Source organism: Serratia sp. CoH_134_PS_4, assembly GCF_058190535.1.
The window spans coordinates 318,485-335,982 of sequence record NZ_JBXWKI010000002.1; the positions used below are offsets into that span (position 1 = coordinate 318,485).

Genomic DNA, 17,498 nt, shown 5'->3' on the forward strand with positions numbered 1-17,498 from the left:
GGCATTATCGGATTCGGTAGCCGATGCTGCGCACCGTTTCAATACTTAATGCGTTGTCCGTCAATGCACCCAGCTTCTGCCGGATATTGCTGATATGGACATCAACGCTGCGGTCATAAGCTTCGCGCGGGCGCCCCAAGCCTTTTTCTGACAGCTCATCTTTAGACACTACGCGCTCAGGTGCACGCAGCAGCAACTCCAGCAGGTTGAATTCGGAAGCGGTCAGATCGAAAGGTTTACCGCGCCATTCGCTGCTGCGAGTAGACGGATTGAGGCTCAGCTCACCAAAATTAATGGCAATCCCGTCGTCCACCTCATCCGGGCGTTCGTCAAAACGGCGCAGCACCGCACGCAAACGCGCCACCAACTCTCGGGGATAGCACGGCTTAGGCATGTAGTCATCAGCGCCCATTTCCAGGCCGATAACCCGATCGATGTTATCGCCTTTGGCTGTCAGCATAATGATTGGCATACGGCTCTTTTTACGCACGTCGCGCAGCACGTCAATGCCGCTCATGTCCGGCAACATGATGTCGAGGATCATCGCGGTGTACTCGCCCGACAGCGCGCCTTCCACACCGGCTTTGCCAGTCAGTACCAGCGTGGCGTTAAAACCTTCGCCGGTCAGGTATTCGCTCAGCATGGTGCCGAGTTCGAGGTCATCATCGACCAATAAAATTTTCATGCCTTGCTCCTTCGCGGATTTTCGCCATTTTCACGCCTATTTGTCTGCTTCGCAGCCGGTTTTACTCAATCCTTACATATTCCTGAACGCCACTTAACCGCAGGCCCGTCGGCGGCGCGTTAAATTAGTGCCAACAGATTTTTACCGCGCTTTCATGCCAGGGAATCCCATCGTCATGCCATCGTTTCAACGCTCAAAATGTTATCTGCTGCCCACTGTTATTGTGGCCGCTATCGCCCTATTTCTCTACTTCAGATCTCAAGGCGATACCGCGACGCCCCGTTATATCACCGCCGTGGCGCAAACGCGCGATCTGGAACAAACGGTATTGGCTGACGGCACCATTGAGGCGCAGAAACAGGTCAGCGTCGGCGCCCAGGTGTCTGGTCAAATTAAGGCCCTGTACGTGGCGCTGGGCGATAAAGTGCATAAAGGCCAACGGGTCGCTGAGATTGACGACTTAACCCAGCAGAACGCCCTGAGGGACGCAGAAGCAGCATTGAAAAACGTTCAGGCGCAACGCGCATCAAAAATGGCGGCACTGCATAACAATCAGCGCGCTTATCAACGCCAGCAAGCCATCGTGGCGCATGGCGTCGGTGTACAGGCAGATTTGGACAATGCTCAGGCCACACTGATTGCCACTCGTGCCGATGTCAATGCCCTGGATGCCCAGATCGTTCAGGCGCAGATTGCCGTCAACACAGCCCAGGTCAACCTCGGTTACACCAAAATCACCTCGCCGATAGATGGCACCATCGTCGCGCTGCCGGTGGAAGCTGGGCAAACGGTGAATGCGGTACAAAGCGCTCCAACCATCGTCAAAGTCGCTCAATTGGCGACTATGACCATTGAGGCGCAGATTTCTGAAGCTGACGTGGTCAAGGTAAAAACCGGCATGCCGGTCTATTTCACTATCCTTGGTGAACCCGGTAAGCGCTACCGCACCACACTGCGGGCGATAGAACCGGCCCCAGACTCCATCAACGATGAGACCACGTCGTCCAGTACCAGCAGCGCCTCCAGCTCAAGTAGCGCGATTTACTATAACGGTCTGTTCGACGTGGCCAACCCTGACGGCGCACTGCGTATCTCAATGACCGCACAGGTGTATATCGTGTTGGACAAGGCTGAAAACGCAGTGGTCATCCCTGCGACAGCCTTACAAGGCGACTGGGTGCAGGTAGTCGATAAACAGGGAAACGTTGATCGACGCCCGGTAAAAGTGGGGATTAACAACAACGTTGATGCACAGATTATCAGCGGCATATTGGCCGGTGAGAGCGTGATTGTCAGCCAGGTGAATACGGCGGCCAAAAGCAGCACGCGCCGTATGGGCCCACCACCAATGGGAATGTAACAATGAGCCAACAACCTCTGTTGCAACTGCGCGGCATCAGCCGCCGTTTTCAAGCCGGTGAACAAAACGTAACGGTATTGAACAATATCAACCTCGACATTGATCAGGGGGAAATGGTGGCGATCGTCGGCGCTTCCGGTTCCGGTAAGTCGACGCTGATGAACATTCTCGGTTGTCTTGATCGCCCGAGCGAAGGCGATTATCAGGTAGCTGGCCGCAGTACCGGACAGCGAGATCGCGATAGCCTGGCTGAACTGCGACGCGAACACTTCGGTTTTATCTTCCAACGCTACCATCTGCTGGGCGATCTGAGTGCGCAAGGCAACGTAGAGGTGCCCGCAGTGTATGCTGGCCATCCACGCCATTTGCGACAACAGCGGGCAGCCGATCTCTTGCAGCGGCTTGGGTTAGCGCAACGGTTGAATTACCGACCGAGTCAACTCTCCGGGGGCCAACAACAGCGGGTGAGCATCGCCCGCGCATTGATGAACGGCGGCGAAGTGATTCTGGCGGATGAACCGACCGGTGCGCTGGACAGTCACAGTGGGCAGGAAGTGATGAGCATCCTGAAAGACCTGCACGCACGCGGTCACACGGTGGTGATCGTCACTCACGACATGCAGATCGCCGAACATGCTCAGCGCATTATTGAACTCAGCGATGGCGAGATCGTTGCCGATCGACAGAAAACCGTCCAACGCGTCGTGCGCCTGCCAAAAGCATTGGATAACACCAGCGGCCGTTGGCATTCACAACGCGATCGCCTGCGCGAAGCATTCAAAATGGCGCTGTTGGCGATGGCTTCTCAGCGCCTGCGCACCCTACTCACCATGCTTGGGATTATCATTGGCATCGCCTCGGTCGTGTCAGTAGTGGCTCTGGGCAAAGGCTCTCAACAGCAGGTGTTGGCCAATATCAACGCCATGGGCACCAGCACACTGGAAGTCTATCCGGGCAAGGATTTCGGCGATATGCGCTCAGCCGCAGTGCAAACGCTGCGTGCGATCGACGCTGACGCGCTGGCCCAGCAAGGATACGTGCACAGCGTGACACCGACCCTTTCCACGAGCACCACGTTCCGCTATGGCAACCAATCGGTCAGCGGCACCGTCAATGGCGTCGGGGAACAGTATTTTCTGGTCCGTGGCTATAACATCGACAGCGGCATGGCATTTAACCGCCGTAGCATTGACCAGCTGATGCAGGAAGTGGTGATTGACGAAAATACCCGCGACACGCTGTTTCCTCACGGAGCCAACCCGCTGGGCGAAGTGATCCTGCTCGGTTCGCTGCCGTGCCGCATTATCGGCGTCGCGGCCAAAAAGCAGAGTGGCTTCGGCAGTGATGAAAACCTGAATGTCTGGATCCCCTACACTACCGCGATGAAACGCATGCTGGGCCAGAGTTACCTGAAAAGCATTACCGTACGCGTAAACGATGATATCGATCTTGCCAGCGCTGAAGATGGCGTCACGCGTCTGCTGAGCCAGCGCCACGGCGGCAAGGATTTCTTCGTGATGAACACCGACAGCATTCGCCAAACCATTGAGCAGACCACCGCCACCCTGACGCTACTGGTGTCGATGATCGCGCTGATTTCGCTTGTGGTTGGCGGCATTGGGGTGATGAATATCATGTTGGTGTCGGTCACCGAGCGCACCCGTGAAATTGGCGTACGCATGGCGGTTGGCGCACGTGCCAGCGACATCATGCAACAGTTTCTGATTGAGGCCGTGCTGGTGTGCCTGCTGGGGGGTACCTTGGGGGTGTTATTGTCACTGGCGATCGGCGTGGTATTCAGCCAATTCAGCGATAACTTCACGATGGTCTATTCCAGCGCATCTATCGTCGCCGCCTTTATCTGCTCGACGTTAATCGGGGTGATTTTTGGTTTCTTCCCGGCGAAACGGGCCGCCGGGATGGATCCGATACATGCGTTGGAAAGGGAATAGCACTCAGCCAAAAACGCCGGTAGAAAGATAGCGATCACCGCGATCACAGATGATCGCCACAATCACACTGCCGGGGTTGTCTGCGGCAATCCGCAATGCGCCGGCAACGGCACCACCGGAACTGACGCCGCAGAAAATACCTTCACGCTGCGCCAACTGACGCATGGTCTGCTCAGCGTCCGTTTGCTCAATGTCCAACACCTGGTCCACCAGATCCGGGCGGAATATGCCCGGCAGGTAGGCTGGCGCCCAGCGGCGGATACCGGGAATATGGCTGCCCTCTGCCGGTTGCAGACCGATGATCTGCACCTGGGCATTCTGGCTCTTCAGATAGCCGCCCACACCGGTTATCGTGCCCGTGGTGCCCATGCTTGATACGAAATGGGTGATACGCTGCTCGCTCTGCTGCCAGATTTCCGGGCCAGTGGTGGTGAAGTGGGCATACGGGTTATCCAAATTATTGAACTGGTCCAATACTTTGCCCTGCCCCTGATTGTGCATTTCCAATGCCAGATCGCGCGCGCCTTCCATCCCGACGTCTTTGCTCACCAGAATCAATTCTGCGCCATAAGCACGCATGGCCGCCTGACGCTCCAGGCTCATGTTTTCCGGCATCAACAGCGTCATCGCATAGCCTTTCAACGCCGCGATCATCGCCAGCGCTATACCGGTGTTACCACTGGTGGCCTCGATCAGACGGTCACCGGGCTGTATCTCACCGCGCAGCTCCGCCTGTTGAATCATCGCCAACGCGGCACGATCCTTCACCGAGCCCGCCGGGTTATTGCCTTCCAGTTTGACCCAAACCTCGCTGTTTAGTCCTGTAGCCAGACGTTGTAATTTTACCAGCGGGGTATTACCGATACATTGTTCAAGCGTTGTCACGATCTTTGCCTGTGTGTTGAAGTACGTAATGTAAAAAGGCAACCCCGGGGTTGCCTTTAACGTCAGTTAAAACCTATGCCCAAAATATTTCAGGGTGCAGGAAGGGCGGCAACTGCACGAGTCCCCAGGCGCTTATATCAGTAAGCGACTGGGGCAAGTAAAGGCAGCCAACACACCTGCAACTTGAAAGATAAAGGGTATATCAGGCGCTTTTAGCTAACGCAACAGGTTGTAGCAGTTGGTCACCGGCATACAGGCGTGCATTCAGGCTGCCAACGTAATAACGACCGCCGCGCACCGGGGTTGGGTTGCCTTCTGGCAAAATCACGCTGATAGGCTCCTGATGCCAGCCGATTGGCTGTACGGTCAATTGCCAGAAGTGGCCACGCGGGCTGACTTCCAGCACCTGTACCGGCAACGGGCAACGCTCACTGCTCTCGGTGCCCACTTCCATTTCCCAAGGCCGCAAGAACAAGTCTACGCTGCCTTGATGCATTGGCTGGAACGAAAGCGGCCACTGGTGTGCACCAACAAACAGCTGCGAACCACGGATCTCGCCGCTCAGGCGGTTCACTTCGCCCATAAATTCCAGTACGAAACGGCTGGCAGGCTCACGGATAATCTCTTCCGGTGAACCGACCTGCTCAATATTGCCCTGGCTCATCACCACGATACGGTCAGCCACTTCCATCGCCTCTTCCTGATCGTGGGTGACGAACACGCTGGTGAACTTCAGCTCTTCGTGCAACTGGCGCAACCAGCGACGCAGCTCTTTACGCACTTGCGCATCCAGTGCACCAAAGGGTTCATCCAGCAGCAAAATCTGCGGTTCTACCGCCAGGGCGCGCGCCAACGCCACGCGCTGCTTCTGACCGCCGGAAAGCTGTGACGGGTAGCGGTTAGCCAAATGAGCCAATTGCACCATCTCAAGCAACTGGGTCACTTTTTGTTTGATCGCCGCCGCATTTGGGCGTTCACGACGTGGTAACACGCTCAAACCAAAGGCGATGTTGTCAAATACGGTCATATGACGGAACAACGCATAGTGCTGGAACACGAAGCCAACCCGGCGGTCGCGCGCATGCACATGGCTGACGTCGGTACCGTGGAAGCCCAACTTACCGCTACTCTGGTTTTCCAACCCCGCGATAATACGCAGCAGCGTGGTTTTACCGGAACCGGACGGCCCCAACAATGCCACCATCTCGCCAGAAGCAATGTCGAGCGAGATATCGTTCAATACCTTGGTACGACCGAAAAACTTATTGATACCGTTAATCTCAATGCTCATGATTTTCCTCCCGCTCGAGACGTGCATTCTGACGTTCCAGACGCCATTGCAGGCCACTCTTCAAAAATAGGGTCACTATCGCCATCAGGGTCAATAAACCGGCGGCGGTAAAGGAGCCAACCGTGTTGTAATCCTGCTGCAATAACTCAACCTGCAGCGGCAGGCTGAAGGTTTCACCGCGAATAGAACCGGACACCACTGATACCGCACCGAATTCGCCGATGGCACGCGCGTTGGTCAGTACCACGCCGTACAACAGCGCCCAGCGAATGTTTGGCAGCGTCACCCGGCGGAACATCTGCCAGCCAGAAGCGCCCAGCAAAATGGCGGCCTCGTCTTCCTGGCTGCCCTGGCTCAGCATCATCGGCACCAGCTCACGCACCACAAACGGACAGGTAACGAAAATGGTCACCAGCACCATGCCCGGCCAAGAGAACATAAGCTGGATGTTATGCGCATCCAGCCAACCGCCCAGCAGGCCATTGCTGCCGTAAAACAACAGGTAAATCAGCCCCGCCACCACCGGTGAAACGGCAAAGGGAATGTCGATCAACGTCAGTAACAGTTGACGCCCTGGGAAGGTAAAACGCGTCACCAACCATGCCAATAACGTACCGAAAACCAGGTTGAAGGGTACGGTAATCAAAGCAATCAGCACCGTCAGCCAAATGGCGTGCAGCATGTCGCGATCGACCAGGTTGCTCCACATCACCCCAGCGCCTTTAGAAAAGGCCTCGGCGAAAATCGAAATAATCGGTACCACCAGTAGCAGTACCGAGAACAGCACACCGATACCGATCAGTGTCCACTTGCCCCAGTTGACGCGCGGCCGTTCGACGCCGTTGAACTCAGAGATATCCGCCATCAGTGCCCCCCGATGCGTCGGCCAAAGCGGCTCTGCAGAACGTTAATGCTGAACAGCAACAGCAGCGATGCCGCCAGGATCACCGAGGCAATCGCACTGGCTGCCGGGTAATCGAACTCCTGCAAACGGACAAAAATCATCAGTGAGGTCACTTCCGTCTTCCAGGCGATGTTACCGGCGATAAAAATCACCGCACCAAACTCACCCAGGCTACGGGTAAATGAGATAGCCGTGCCGGCTAACAGCGCCGGTGCCAATTCGGGTATCACGACGCGACGAAAGCTCTGCCAGCGAGTGGCACCCAACGTTTCTGCCGCCTCTTCGTATTCCGGCCCCAGCTCTTCCAACACCGGCTGAACGGTACGCACCACAAAGGGCAGGCTGGTAAATGCCATCGCCACCGCAATACCCAACCAGGTAAAGGTCACTTTGATGTCAAAATGCGCCAACCATTGGCCATACCAGCCCGTGGTAGAAAACAGCCCCGCCAATGTCAGGCCAGCCACGGCGGTCGGCAATGCAAACGGCAAATCGATCAGGCCGTCCAACAGCGTGCGCCCTGGGAAGCGGTAGCGCGTGAGGATCCAGGCCATCAGCATGCCAAACACCGCGTTAAACAGGCTGGCAACCCCCGCAGCGAGCAGCGTAACTTTATAGGCTGCAACCACCTGCGGATTGGAGATCACGTCCCAATACTGCGCCAGGCTCATTTGCGCCAATTGCATCACCAGCGCACTGAGCGGCAACAGCAGAATCAGGCAGGTGTAAAACAGGCTGCTCCCGAGGCTTAAACCAAACCCAGGCAGAACCCGTTTGCTGGACAACGACAACATTACTTATGCCCTGCTGCTAATAACTGATCCAACTCGCCACCGGTCGAGAAATGCGTTTTCATTACCTGTGGCCAGCCGCCAAACTGATCTTCGACCCGGAACAGCTTGGTATCCGGGAATTGGCCCTTCGCTGCTGCCATCGCCTGTTTGTCGTAAACGCGATAGTAGTAGCTGGTGATCACCTGCTGCGCTGCCGAGCTGTAGAGATAATTCAGGTAGTCTTTAGCTGCCTGCTCAGTCCCGTTTTTTTCCACGTTTTTGTCTACCCAAGCCACCGGGAACTCCGCCAGAATATCGACCGGCGGTACGATCACTTGGTATTTGTCTTCACCATATTGCTTGCGAATATTGTTCACTTCCGACTCAAAACTTATCAGCACGTCACCCAACCCCCGCTCCACGAAGGTGGTTGTCGCACCGCGGCCACCGGTGTCAAACACCAAGACGTTTTTCAGGAAACGGGTCATAAAGGCGCGCGTTTTCGCCTGGTCATTGCCATCGGCCTGATTCGCAGCCCCCCAGGCAGCCAGATAGGTATAACGGCCATTGCCGGAGGTTTTTGGATTCGGGAATACCAGCTTCACATCGTCACGCACCAAATCATTCCAGCTATGAATGCCTTTTGGATTGTCCTTGCGTACCAGGAAAGCCATGGTGGAATAGAATGGGGAGCTGTTGTTCGGTAAACGGCTCTGCCAGTCGGCCGGTATCAGCTGCCCACGGTCGTGCAGGATCTGTACGTCAGTCACCTGGTTGTAAGTCACCACGTCAGCACGCAACCCTTGCAGGATCGCCAGCGCCTGTTTAGAAGAACCTGCATGGGACTGTTTGATAGTGAGCTTGTCGCCCGGATGCTGCTGGTTCCATTGCTGCTCAAAGCCCGGATTCAGTGCGGCAAACAATTCACGGGAAACGTCATAAGAGCTGTTCAGCAATTCAGTTGCCGAGACGGTGCCACTGGCTAACAGCGCCGCTGCCAACCAACCTTTCAGCACAATATTTTTAACCCGCGTTTGTTTCATTCTGCACCTTAGCTAACTGAGTCAATCTGTCGGGCTTTCGCCCTGATGTTGACCAGTGTATTTATAACTAGGTGCGGAGCTGTAACGCTTTTATATACCGTTTAGTGATTTTCAAGCATCAAACGCTATAAGGCAGGGCCGGGGCGGTTTTGGCGAGGAGGGGTGATGATGCCGGAGCCGAGGGTAGCCGGCTCCGACAGCCTTATTACAGCGACAGCAAGCGCGTCAGCGATGGAGCAAAATAGTAGCTGCCGGTCACGGCACGGCTGAAACGCAGCATGGCGTCGCGTTTACCGTCGAGATCGCCGAACATGCTCAGCAGTTGCTTTTCAATGTTATGCAGACGGGCGCAATAGGCGATGAAATACAATCCGTGTTTACCGCTGGCAGTGCCATAAGGCAGGCTCTGGCGCAGAATTTTCAGGCCCTTGCCCTCTTCTTTCAGATCAACGCGGCTAACGTGAGAGGTGTCCGGGCGCTGCTCTGGCGGCAACTCTTCACTGTCATGTTTGGTGCGGCCGATAATCTGCTCTTGCTGTTCAGTAGTAAAGCGCTGCCACTGACGCAGGTTGTGTTCGTAACGTTGAACCAGCACGTAGCTGCCGCCTTCGTCCTCTTCACCCTCGGCAATCACCGCCACTTCAGGACGTTTGTCGCCCTGCGGGTTTTCGGTACCGTCGATAAAGCCGCTCAGGTCACGCTCTTCTACCCAGCGGAAACCGTGGGTCTCCTCTTCGATTTTGATCGCATTGCCGAACGCCGCAAGCGCGGCCTGCGCCAGCGTGAAGTTAACGTCATGACGCAAAGATTGGATATGGATCAACATGTCGCGCTGGGTCGCCGGCGCTAAACCTTTACCCAAGGGGGTAAAGGGCTTCAGCTCTTTGGCACCCTGACCGCTGGACAGATCGTGCCAAACGTCATACCCAAAGGCGATCACCGCACCCAAGTGGGCGTCCGGGAACTGCTGTTGCAGCTCGGTCAACGTTTGGCAAAATTGCTTACAGCCCTGGCGCAAATCGGCAAATTCGCCCTGTACGGTGGCTTCCATAAAAATGGCGAAACGGCAGTGCTCCAGCAAAATGCCGCTCTGAACCTGTGTCATTGTCGTTATCCTCAAATCAAAATCGAGTAACAGGCTACTGTTTGTACACGGATTTCCTGTTACGAATGCGCAGTATCATACCCCATGAAAACGGGATTGCCTTGCATCAGCGCAAAGAAAATAGGGATACCCGTTACCGAAAAAATCCGCGCTGAGGCGACGGTAATAGGGAGTGCAGCAGGGATTAAAACCCGATAAATCATGGGCGCCGCGGTTTGGGCGCCCAAAAAGAAAGGATTACTGAGGTTTGGCGTGCCAGATGATCTTGCTGACCGTCCAGCTTTTTAACGTGTCATCCGGTGGAATAATGTCCTGCGGGCCAGCCCATTTCCCGCTGAAGATGTAGGTAACAGACTTACTCTGTTCAGCCACACACTCCACTTTACCTGCGTCTTCGCCACCGGCCGGTTTACAGGCACCGAATGCCTTCTTGTACATGTCACTGAACGGCGTGCCGAGTTTGCTGCCCCATTCGGTCGCCACTTTGCTGTCCATCACGTCAACACGCTGCACGTGGCCCTTGGGCTCACCGGTGATCACCAGTTTCACATCGTTGCCGTCCATCGCCTGATAGTAAGAAACAATCTGACCCTGACTGGTGGCCATGCCGCCACGCAGACGATAATTGCCGTTCAGCCCGTCGTTGATCGCGCTTTCTGACATTGGCGTGCCGGCATTGAGATCGCCAACGCCTTTCGCGCTGACCTGAATGCTGCTGCCAAACCAGTTAAAGGGGGACAGGCTCGACCAAGAGAAGTTGGACATCGTCGAACAGCCGGTCAGTACCAGCGGGAGCCCTAGCAACAGTGGGCGGATATTCATCTTTAGCTCCTTAACATCAAAGGCATAGGCATAGCCTGCCGCGCTCGGCGTTTTTCTGCGTGTCAGCCTCTCACAACTGCCCACGCTTCGCCATCAGTTGCGAGCTTGGAGTGCGGAAAATAAGAAAAGTGCCGCACAACGCGGCAATTAACCTAGCTCGTCCTGCGCGGTGAAACAGGCTTTCAGGCGTGCGTTCAGCAACAGGTAAGCCAGCGCCAGCCCATCGAGCAATACCAACAGGATATCCAACGGTGGTTGATTGTCCGCTTGCTGCCACAGGCTGAACAGAGAACCCCCCAGCGCCGCCAGGAGCGAAACGCAAAGGACCCACCGCCAGATACGCCACAATTGCGGCCATTGATGACGACGTGGGGCAATCAAAAATGCCAACGCGGCCGGCAACCCAAGCATGATCCCATACCAGAACCTTTGGGTATCAGGGTAGAACAGCTGCAACAACCCTTCCCCCTGCTGGCGTGAAGCACCGGCCATCACAAACAGGATCCAGGTTCGGGCTTGTAAAACCAGTACCCCCCAAAACCACAGTGGCAAACGCAGCGCACCGTGATGATCGTAATCGTCGGGGGAAAAACGGTGTGGGGAGGACTTCAACGTCGATTCCTTATCAATCTCATGAGTATTTCTTCAGATGGGAGTCACATTTATGGTTTTCAATGCGCACGCTTAAGAACCTCTTAAGATTTCCATGCTTTACTTAATCCCATCAAACCAGCAGTCCTGATTGGCAGGGCTTTGATTCTCGATTGAGATAAGGAAGCTTAAGATGAAAAAATATACCCTGGCCGCATTAATCGCGCTGTGCAGCGCACCGGTTTTGGCACAACAAGGTGGGTTCCTCGATCCTGCCGCGCCGCAAACACAAACTACCCAGCAAGGGGGGTTCTCTGGCCCAAGTGCCGCGCTGACCACCGTAGACAAGGTGAAATCAATGAGCGATGACACCTGGGTCATGCTGCAGGGCAACATTGAGCAGCGCGTCGGCGACGATACCTATACCTTCCGCGACGCCAGCGGCACCCTGACGGTAGAGATCGACAAAAAACGCTGGAACGGTCAGACCATCACCCCGAAAGACAAAGTGCAGTTGGAAGGGAAAGTCGATAAAGACTGGAGCAGCGTGGAAGTCGATGTGAAAAACATCAAAAAATTGCCATAACGCATAGCAACGGGCGGTGAAACGCCACCGCCCAGAGTACGACTCAATATTCTTGATCTTCAATCAGCCGTTTACCCAGGCTGGTCACGTTCTGGATCTCGTAACCGAGTTTTTCATACATCTCAATGACCGTGTCGTTATCTTCACGGACCATCAATTGAATCTTAGGGCAACCGCGCGCGATCAGTTTCTTCTCCAGACGGCTAATCAACGCATTGGCAATGCCGCGTCCGCGATAATCCGGATGAACCCCCAGATAATACGCCGAGCCACGATGACCGTCGTAACCCCCCATCACCGACCCCACGACTTCCCCGCCCACTTCGGCGACCAGAAAAAGCGCCGGATCGTGGTTCAATTTACGTTCAATATCCATCTCAGGATCATTCCACGGTCGCAGCAAATCGCAGCGCTCCCACAGAGTAATGACTTCTTCAAAGTCGTCTTGTCGAAATACGCGAATTTCCATCGATGTTCGCCGCTGTTAATTAAGATGTTTATCTGATTATCGCGTGATTATTTACTTACGCAATATCTATATCCTAAATAATTGGCGTGGTATCCCGGCGGCAGGCCCGTTAGCCTCCGGGAGCATTGACAACTATTATGACCGGGGTGAATGGGCATATAGCTTCAACGATGACGCGTGTCACTGGGATTTCCCCTATCAATGACCGGGAAATACCCCGTTACACGCGTAATAAATGGACATAGTTATAAGGTCGATTAATGATTATCAATACGATATAACGTCGCAAAATAGAATTTGTCGATGGAGCGTCGCGTTATGAAAAAGCAGGTTAATCAATTCCTCAATTTTAAGCCGCTTTCCACTTCCCCCACGCGACGCCAATTATTGCTCTCCGGCCTGGCTCTGGTGCTGCTCGGCAGCAAAAGCCAAACGGCCAATGCCGAATCCGGCGGGATGCTGCGCAAGCCGCACAGCAAACCCGCGCCTAAACCGTCAGGCAGTAAAAGGCTGGTGATGATCGATCCCGGTCACGGCGGTATCGACTCCGGCGCGGTTGGCAGCGAAGGCTCGCAGGAAAAGCACGTGGTGCTGGAGATAGCCAACCATGTCCGCCGTATTCTGCACGAACAAGAGCATGTCGAAGTGCGCCTGACACGGGAAGAAGATGAGTTTATCCCCTTGTTCCAACGCGTTGAGATTGCCCACCAGCATCAGGCCGATCTGTTTATCTCCATTCATGCCGACGGCTTTACCAGCCCGGAAGCCTCTGGCGCGTCGGTGTTTGCCCTGTCCAATCGCGGTGCCAGCAGCGCCATGGCACGTTACCTGTCCAATCGCGAAAATGCCGCCGATGATGTGGCTGGCGGGAAATACAAAAACCAGGACAACTACCTGCAACAGGTGCTGTTCGATCTGGTGCAGACAGATACCATCAATAACAGCCTGACCTTGGGTCGCCACGTACTCGGACAGATTCGCCCGGTACACCATCTGCATAGCAACAGTACGGAACAGGCGGCATTTGCCGTGTTGAAATCCCCGTCAATCCCATCGGTGTTGGTCGAAACCTCGTTTATTACCAACCCGGCGGAAGAACGCCTGCTGGGTACCACCGCTTTTCGCGAAAAAATCGCCCGCGCCATCGCCGACGGTATCATCAGTTTCTTCAGTTATTACGACGCGCACCAACGAAAACCCGGCTAATACTGCCAGCCACGGCGATTAAAGGTATACTCTGCGCCTTGTTCAGTCAGACGCTGTGAATTATTCCGTATGAGTTTATCGACCATCGCAGAAGTAAAATCCTTCCTGCTGGCACTGCAGGATCGCATCTGCACGCAATTAGCCCAAGCCGACGGCGGTGCCGTTTTCAACGAAGACCGCTGGACGCGTGAAGAAGGCGGCGGTGGCCGCAGCCGGGTATTGACCGACGGCGCGGTGTTCGAACAAGCAGGCGTCAACTTCTCACACGTTTCCGGCGCCACCCTGCCGGCCTCTGCTACCGCACACCGTCCTGAGCTGGCCGGTCGCAGCTTCCAGGCCATGGGCGTGTCGCTGGTCATCCACCCACGTAGCCCCTATATTCCCACCAGCCATGCCAACGTGCGTTTTTTCATCGCGGAGAAACCCGGTGAAGAACCTGTATGGTGGTTTGGCGGCGGCTTTGATCTGACGCCGTTCTACGGCTTTGAAGAAGACGCTGTCCATTGGCATCGTACCGCCGAACAGCTGTGCGCGCCCTTCGGTGAACAGGTCTACCCCAAATATAAAAAGTGGTGCGACGATTATTTCTTTATCAAACACCGCAACGAGGCGCGCGGTATCGGCGGTCTGTTCTTTGACGATCTGAACACTCCGGATTTCGCCACCTGTTTTGCCTTTACCCAGGCGGTGGGCGAAGGCTTCCTTGATGCCTATTTGCCGATCGTAGAAAAACGCAAAACGCTGAGCTGGGGCGATAACGAACGCCAGTTCCAACTGTATCGCCGTGGCCGCTATGTGGAATTCAATTTGGTTTGGGACCGGGGCACGCTGTTTGGCCTGCAAACCGGCGGACGTACCGAATCCATCCTGATGTCGATGCCGCCGCTGGTTCGCTGGGAATACAATTATCAACCGGAAGAAGGCAGCCCGGAAGCGGCGCTGTACCGCGATTTCTTGCCGGTACGCGATTGGCTGAAGGAGCCTGAATAATGCAGATTTGGGTTGATGCGGACGCGTGTCCGAACGTGATCAAAGACGTACTGTTCCGCGCGGCGGATCGCACCGCTATGTCGGTGACGTTGGTGGCCAATCAGCCACTGAGAACGCCGCCGTCGAAGCATATCCACACGCTGCAAGTGGCGGCCGGTTTTGACGTAGCGGATAACGAAATCGTGCGCCGCTGCGAGAAAGGCGATCTGGTGATCACCGCCGATATCCCGCTGGCAGCGGAGGTGATTGAGAAAGGTGCGGTGGCGCTGAACCCACGCGGTGAACGCTACACGCCGGACACCATTCGTGAACGCCTGAACATGCGCGACTTTATGGATACGCTGCGATCCAGCGGTATCCAGACCGGTGGCCCAAATACGCTGAACCAGCGTGACCGTCAGCAGTTCGCCAACGAGCTGGACAAGTGGTTACAGCAGGCAAAACGGGCGCAGTAATTGCGCCCGTACTCTAGGTTAGAATCGCACCTCCCCGCCGAAGATATAGGTTCGACCGCGGGCGGTGTTGGTCGGTGTGACATCCTGTGACTGAGACGGCAGCGAATTCATCTTGTTCAGGGCATCCGAATAATCTTTGTCCATCAGGTTCTGCACGCTGAATTTCAGCAGCAGGTTAGGGTTAAACTGGTAGGTGCTGTACAGATCGATAACGGTAGGGATATGCGGCGCCGGTTCCTTCAGCAACTGCTCATTTTCGTCCCGATCCGAATTTGGCGACAGGCGTACCGCTTTACCCGTGTATTTGACCAAGCCACCCAGCGTCAGTTTCTCGTCGAGTAAACGTACCCCAGAATCTACAGTAAAATAGAATTCCGGCAGTTCGCTAATGTCACCAGCACCAAATTCATTACTGGCCTGATTGGTCGGCTGGCTGGTGTGCTCCTTGCTCAGAGAAAGCTTGGTATAAGCAAAACCGGCGTCATACATTGCCTCGACTTCCACCCCACGCATTCTGACCGGGTTATAGTCATTGCTGTACATAGTCATCATGACATTCTCGTCGGCGTCATCCCACTCTTCCTGAGTCGCCTGGGATCGGTTGCATTTTTGTCGATTGCTGCACACAAGGTAATTCTGGCTGGAAATGTAGTTTTTGATTTTCGATTCAAAATACACGGCTTTGAGCTGGAAGCTGTCCTGCTTAAACAACAGGTCATGCGCATTGGCATTGAACCCCGCCTGGTACGTTTCTGCGGTTTCACCCTTCAGGAACGGGTTCATCGACTGCCCGTCGCTGTTGGCAAAGAAGACTTCCTGAATATTCGGCCCTCGCATGGATTTGCTGTAGCTGACAAACGGCTGCAGCCACGGCGTCACCTGTGCTGACAGCAGCACCGACGGGTTAAAACCGTGCTCTTTCAAATTGATATTGCTGGCCCCCTGCGGGAAGCAAGCCACACGCTCATCACAGGCAGGTTTATAGCCGGAAATGTCATAAGAGCTATAGTTCAGATCAACGTTGCTCTGCCAAATCCCATAGTTAAGCTGCAGCCCGCTGTAAAGGCTGGCAATATTTTGTTTGCCCGCGATCCCCACCGGGGAGCTTTCCGCCTGGTTCTCATCCGTCACCAGCCCGGAAGCGTGTTTCTTGTATTCATTGCGGATCAGCTTACCGCCATAGCTGAAGGCAAAATCGACCTCCTGCAGGCTGAAACGGCTGGTATTATTTAAATCCAGCGCGTCCGAGATATTTTTGGCTTTGCTGTCGCTAAACCCCGCCATATTGTCCGACATGAACTTCTGTTCACCGCGGCTGGTGCTGGCGGTCAGGTTAACGTCAATCAGCTCAGAAAAAGGCGCATAGTGGTATTTAATATAGAAGTCATTACTGTCGATATGACGGCGGGTTATTTTATTCTGGTAGGTTCTGGCTGACAGTTCGATGCTATTAAAGGCATCAGGTTTAATATCCACTTTGAATAATTGAGATTTTGGGTTCTGGCGATAGGTTTTATCGACATTAAAGGCTTCGCTGTCGAAACCCGAACCGTTCTTATAATTAGACGTGATGGAACTGCCGCTGATGGCCGCCATCGCGCCCAGGCTACCGCCATCACCAAAAGCATCGGTTTTTCCGCCCACGGCAACCATGCCGCTGCGGCCAATGCCGTTATTGCCCACAGAAAATTTGGTGCGTATACCAAAGGGATTATCGGAAAACACCACATCGTCCACGCCAATGGTACGGAAGTTGGCGCTGCCTGCCAGCGCGTTCACCCCGGCGGACCCTGTCGCATTGCCACGCGCCACATCAACGCCGACGATAAAGTTAGGATCGATCAGCGCACCGAACTGACTGGTAGGTAAACCACCGTGCGCGGCATCACTCGGCGAGCTGCCGTAATAGTTCTGAGTGATACCATCTACCATGGTGTTAACCCGGCCAAAACCGCTCATACCGCGAATATTGACGCTGACCGATCCCTGGCCCGGATCGATTTGGGTATAGGTACCCGGCATGCTGCGCAGAATACTGTCTACCGATTCCAGATTTTTATTTTCCCCACGTGAACTGAACGCCCCCGGTTTCTCCAACGCGTCCCTTTCACTGCTGTTACTGTTGTCTGCCGCTGACACATTTAACGGGCTGAAAACCACCTTACCGCTGCCCTCTTTTGCCTCACTCTGTGCAGCCGCCGCCCCCCCGCTCAGCGCTATTCCCGCGCCGATCAGGCTTACTATTAATTTAATTTTCATATATCCCCAGAAATTGCCAAAAAGGTTTGATGGCCGACAATGCCCAGCAAAAATCCCCGCCCCAAAAGACGGTAAATATTGTTATTGTTTTAATACGCCGCAGCTTACTGCGGCGTTAGATA

The 17,498-nt window shown here is 54.7% G+C and carries 17 protein-coding genes; 6 read left to right on the top strand and 11 right to left on the bottom strand.

Features of this window, described 5'->3' with window-relative positions; all coding sequences use genetic code 11:
* Positions 1 to 4: 4 nt before the first annotated feature.
* Entirely contained in the window at positions 5 to 685 is a 681-nt protein-coding gene (locus tag AC2FCQ_RS06785) for a response regulator transcription factor (RefSeq protein WP_209638663.1), read from the bottom strand.
* A 175-nt stretch (positions 686 to 860) separates the two neighbouring features.
* On the opposite strand from AC2FCQ_RS06785, the gene AC2FCQ_RS06790 reads away from it, so the two are divergent.
* Positions 861 to 2,045, top strand: a complete 1,185-nt coding sequence (locus AC2FCQ_RS06790) for an efflux RND transporter periplasmic adaptor subunit (RefSeq protein ID WP_490309049.1) — start codon at positions 861 to 863, stop codon at positions 2,043 to 2,045.
* Between the two features lie 2 nt (positions 2,046 to 2,047).
* On the top strand, positions 2,048 to 3,997 hold the full coding sequence (locus AC2FCQ_RS06795; protein WP_490309048.1) for a MacB family efflux pump subunit: 1,950 nt from the start codon (positions 2,048 to 2,050) through the stop codon (positions 3,995 to 3,997).
* Between the two features lie 3 nt (positions 3,998 to 4,000).
* On the opposite strand, the gene cysM is transcribed toward AC2FCQ_RS06795, so the two are convergent.
* The 8 genes from cysM to AC2FCQ_RS06835 all read right to left on the bottom strand — a co-directional run bounded on the left by cysM (position 4,001) and on the right by AC2FCQ_RS06835 (position 11,432).
* Positions 4,001 to 4,882 carry a cysteine synthase CysM gene (gene cysM, locus AC2FCQ_RS06800; RefSeq protein WP_404759171.1) on the bottom strand — a complete coding sequence of 294 codons (882 nt, stop codon included), beginning with the start codon at positions 4,880 to 4,882 and terminating at the stop codon, positions 4,001 to 4,003.
* 202 nt (positions 4,883 to 5,084) lie between these two features.
* Positions 5,085 to 6,173 (bottom strand): sulfate/thiosulfate ABC transporter ATP-binding protein CysA, encoded by a 1,089-nt coding sequence (cysA, locus tag AC2FCQ_RS06805; protein WP_209638655.1) that lies wholly within the window; start codon positions 6,171 to 6,173, stop codon positions 5,085 to 5,087.
* Complete coding sequence (gene cysW, locus AC2FCQ_RS06810) at positions 6,163 to 7,038, bottom strand: sulfate/thiosulfate ABC transporter permease CysW (protein WP_209638653.1); 876 nt, start codon at positions 7,036 to 7,038, stop codon at positions 6,163 to 6,165. Before cysW ends, cysA begins: the two co-directional genes overlap by 11 nt.
* Positions 7,038 to 7,871 carry a sulfate/thiosulfate ABC transporter permease CysT gene (gene cysT, locus AC2FCQ_RS06815; RefSeq protein WP_209638651.1) on the bottom strand — a complete coding sequence of 278 codons (834 nt, stop codon included), beginning with the start codon at positions 7,869 to 7,871 and terminating at the stop codon, positions 7,038 to 7,040. Before cysT ends, cysW begins: the two co-directional genes overlap by 1 nt.
* Complete coding sequence (locus AC2FCQ_RS06820) at positions 7,871 to 8,893, bottom strand: sulfate ABC transporter substrate-binding protein (protein ID WP_490309047.1); 1,023 nt, start codon at positions 8,891 to 8,893, stop codon at positions 7,871 to 7,873. The genes cysT and AC2FCQ_RS06820 overlap by 1 nt, the downstream gene beginning before the upstream one ends.
* A gap of 205 nt (positions 8,894 to 9,098) precedes the next feature.
* The gene (locus AC2FCQ_RS06825; RefSeq protein ID WP_209638647.1) at positions 9,099 to 9,998 is read right to left on the bottom strand and encodes a Dyp-type peroxidase; all 900 of its coding nucleotides are present in this window, start codon (positions 9,996 to 9,998) and stop codon (positions 9,099 to 9,101) included.
* A gap of 237 nt (positions 9,999 to 10,235) precedes the next feature.
* Positions 10,236 to 10,820, bottom strand: a complete 585-nt coding sequence (locus tag AC2FCQ_RS06830) for an RpoE-regulated lipoprotein (RefSeq protein WP_209638645.1) — start codon at positions 10,818 to 10,820, stop codon at positions 10,236 to 10,238.
* Positions 10,821 to 10,967: 147 nt separating this feature from the next.
* Positions 10,968 to 11,432 (bottom strand): DUF2919 domain-containing protein, encoded by a 465-nt coding sequence (locus AC2FCQ_RS06835; RefSeq protein WP_209638644.1) that lies wholly within the window; start codon positions 11,430 to 11,432, stop codon positions 10,968 to 10,970.
* A gap of 172 nt (positions 11,433 to 11,604) precedes the next feature.
* On the opposite strand from AC2FCQ_RS06835, the gene AC2FCQ_RS06840 reads away from it, so the two are divergent.
* Entirely contained in the window at positions 11,605 to 11,997 is a 393-nt protein-coding gene (locus AC2FCQ_RS06840; protein ID WP_209638642.1) for a YgiW/YdeI family stress tolerance OB fold protein, read from the top strand.
* A 43-nt stretch (positions 11,998 to 12,040) separates the two neighbouring features.
* Here AC2FCQ_RS06840 and AC2FCQ_RS06845 read toward each other — a convergent pair whose 3' ends face one another.
* Positions 12,041 to 12,466, bottom strand: a complete 426-nt coding sequence (locus tag AC2FCQ_RS06845) for a GNAT family acetyltransferase (RefSeq protein ID WP_209638640.1) — start codon at positions 12,464 to 12,466, stop codon at positions 12,041 to 12,043.
* A gap of 318 nt (positions 12,467 to 12,784) precedes the next feature.
* On the opposite strand from AC2FCQ_RS06845, the gene amiA reads away from it, so the two are divergent.
* The 3 genes from amiA (at position 12,785) to AC2FCQ_RS06860 (ending at position 15,117) form a co-directional block, all read left to right on the top strand.
* The gene (gene amiA, locus AC2FCQ_RS06850; RefSeq protein WP_209638638.1) at positions 12,785 to 13,672 is read left to right on the top strand and encodes an N-acetylmuramoyl-L-alanine amidase AmiA; all 888 of its coding nucleotides are present in this window, start codon (positions 12,785 to 12,787) and stop codon (positions 13,670 to 13,672) included.
* Positions 13,673 to 13,741: 69 nt separating this feature from the next.
* Positions 13,742 to 14,662: an oxygen-dependent coproporphyrinogen oxidase gene (gene hemF / locus AC2FCQ_RS06855; RefSeq protein WP_209638636.1), complete on the top strand. Its 921-nt coding sequence runs from the start codon at positions 13,742 to 13,744 to the stop codon at positions 14,660 to 14,662.
* Positions 14,662 to 15,117, top strand: a complete 456-nt coding sequence (locus AC2FCQ_RS06860) for a YaiI/YqxD family protein (RefSeq protein ID WP_209638634.1) — start codon at positions 14,662 to 14,664, stop codon at positions 15,115 to 15,117. Before hemF ends, AC2FCQ_RS06860 begins: the two co-directional genes overlap by 1 nt.
* An 18-nt stretch (positions 15,118 to 15,135) precedes the next feature.
* Here the strand turns inward: AC2FCQ_RS06860 and AC2FCQ_RS06865 are convergent, their stop codons facing one another.
* On the bottom strand, positions 15,136 to 17,376 hold the full coding sequence (locus AC2FCQ_RS06865; RefSeq protein WP_490309046.1) for a TonB-dependent receptor domain-containing protein: 2,241 nt from the start codon (positions 17,374 to 17,376) through the stop codon (positions 15,136 to 15,138).
* Positions 17,377 to 17,498 lie beyond the last annotated feature (122 nt).

What these genes read in the sequence shown, in the direction of transcription:
- AC2FCQ_RS06840 (WP_209638642.1), top strand. Translation starts at nt 11,605, where the DNA reads ATGAAAAAATATACCCTGGCCGCATTAATCGCGCTGTGCAGCGCACCG.
- cysT (WP_209638651.1), bottom strand. Translation starts at nt 7,871, where the DNA reads ATGTTGTCGTTGTCCAGCAAACGGGTTCTGCCTGGGTTTGGTTTAAGC.
- AC2FCQ_RS06785 (WP_209638663.1), bottom strand. Translation starts at nt 685, where the DNA reads ATGAAAATTTTATTGGTCGATGATGACCTCGAACTCGGCACCATGCTG.
- AC2FCQ_RS06845 (WP_209638640.1), bottom strand. Translation starts at nt 12,466, where the DNA reads ATGGAAATTCGCGTATTTCGACAAGACGACTTTGAAGAAGTCATTACT.
- amiA (WP_209638638.1), top strand. Translation starts at nt 12,785, where the DNA reads ATGAAAAAGCAGGTTAATCAATTCCTCAATTTTAAGCCGCTTTCCACT.
- AC2FCQ_RS06795 (WP_490309048.1), top strand. Translation starts at nt 2,048, where the DNA reads ATGAGCCAACAACCTCTGTTGCAACTGCGCGGCATCAGCCGCCGTTTT.
- cysW (WP_209638653.1), bottom strand. Translation starts at nt 7,038, where the DNA reads ATGGCGGATATCTCTGAGTTCAACGGCGTCGAACGGCCGCGCGTCAAC.
- cysA (WP_209638655.1), bottom strand. Translation starts at nt 6,173, where the DNA reads ATGAGCATTGAGATTAACGGTATCAATAAGTTTTTCGGTCGTACCAAG.
- hemF (WP_209638636.1), top strand. Translation starts at nt 13,742, where the DNA reads ATGAGTTTATCGACCATCGCAGAAGTAAAATCCTTCCTGCTGGCACTG.
- AC2FCQ_RS06820 (WP_490309047.1), bottom strand. Translation starts at nt 8,893, where the DNA reads ATGAAACAAACGCGGGTTAAAAATATTGTGCTGAAAGGTTGGTTGGCA.
- AC2FCQ_RS06790 (WP_490309049.1), top strand. Translation starts at nt 861, where the DNA reads ATGCCATCGTTTCAACGCTCAAAATGTTATCTGCTGCCCACTGTTATT.
- AC2FCQ_RS06865 (WP_490309046.1), bottom strand. Translation starts at nt 17,376, where the DNA reads ATGAAAATTAAATTAATAGTAAGCCTGATCGGCGCGGGAATAGCGCTG.
- AC2FCQ_RS06825 (WP_209638647.1), bottom strand. Translation starts at nt 9,998, where the DNA reads ATGACACAGGTTCAGAGCGGCATTTTGCTGGAGCACTGCCGTTTCGCC.
- AC2FCQ_RS06860 (WP_209638634.1), top strand. Translation starts at nt 14,662, where the DNA reads ATGCAGATTTGGGTTGATGCGGACGCGTGTCCGAACGTGATCAAAGAC.
- AC2FCQ_RS06830 (WP_209638645.1), bottom strand. Translation starts at nt 10,820, where the DNA reads ATGAATATCCGCCCACTGTTGCTAGGGCTCCCGCTGGTACTGACCGGC.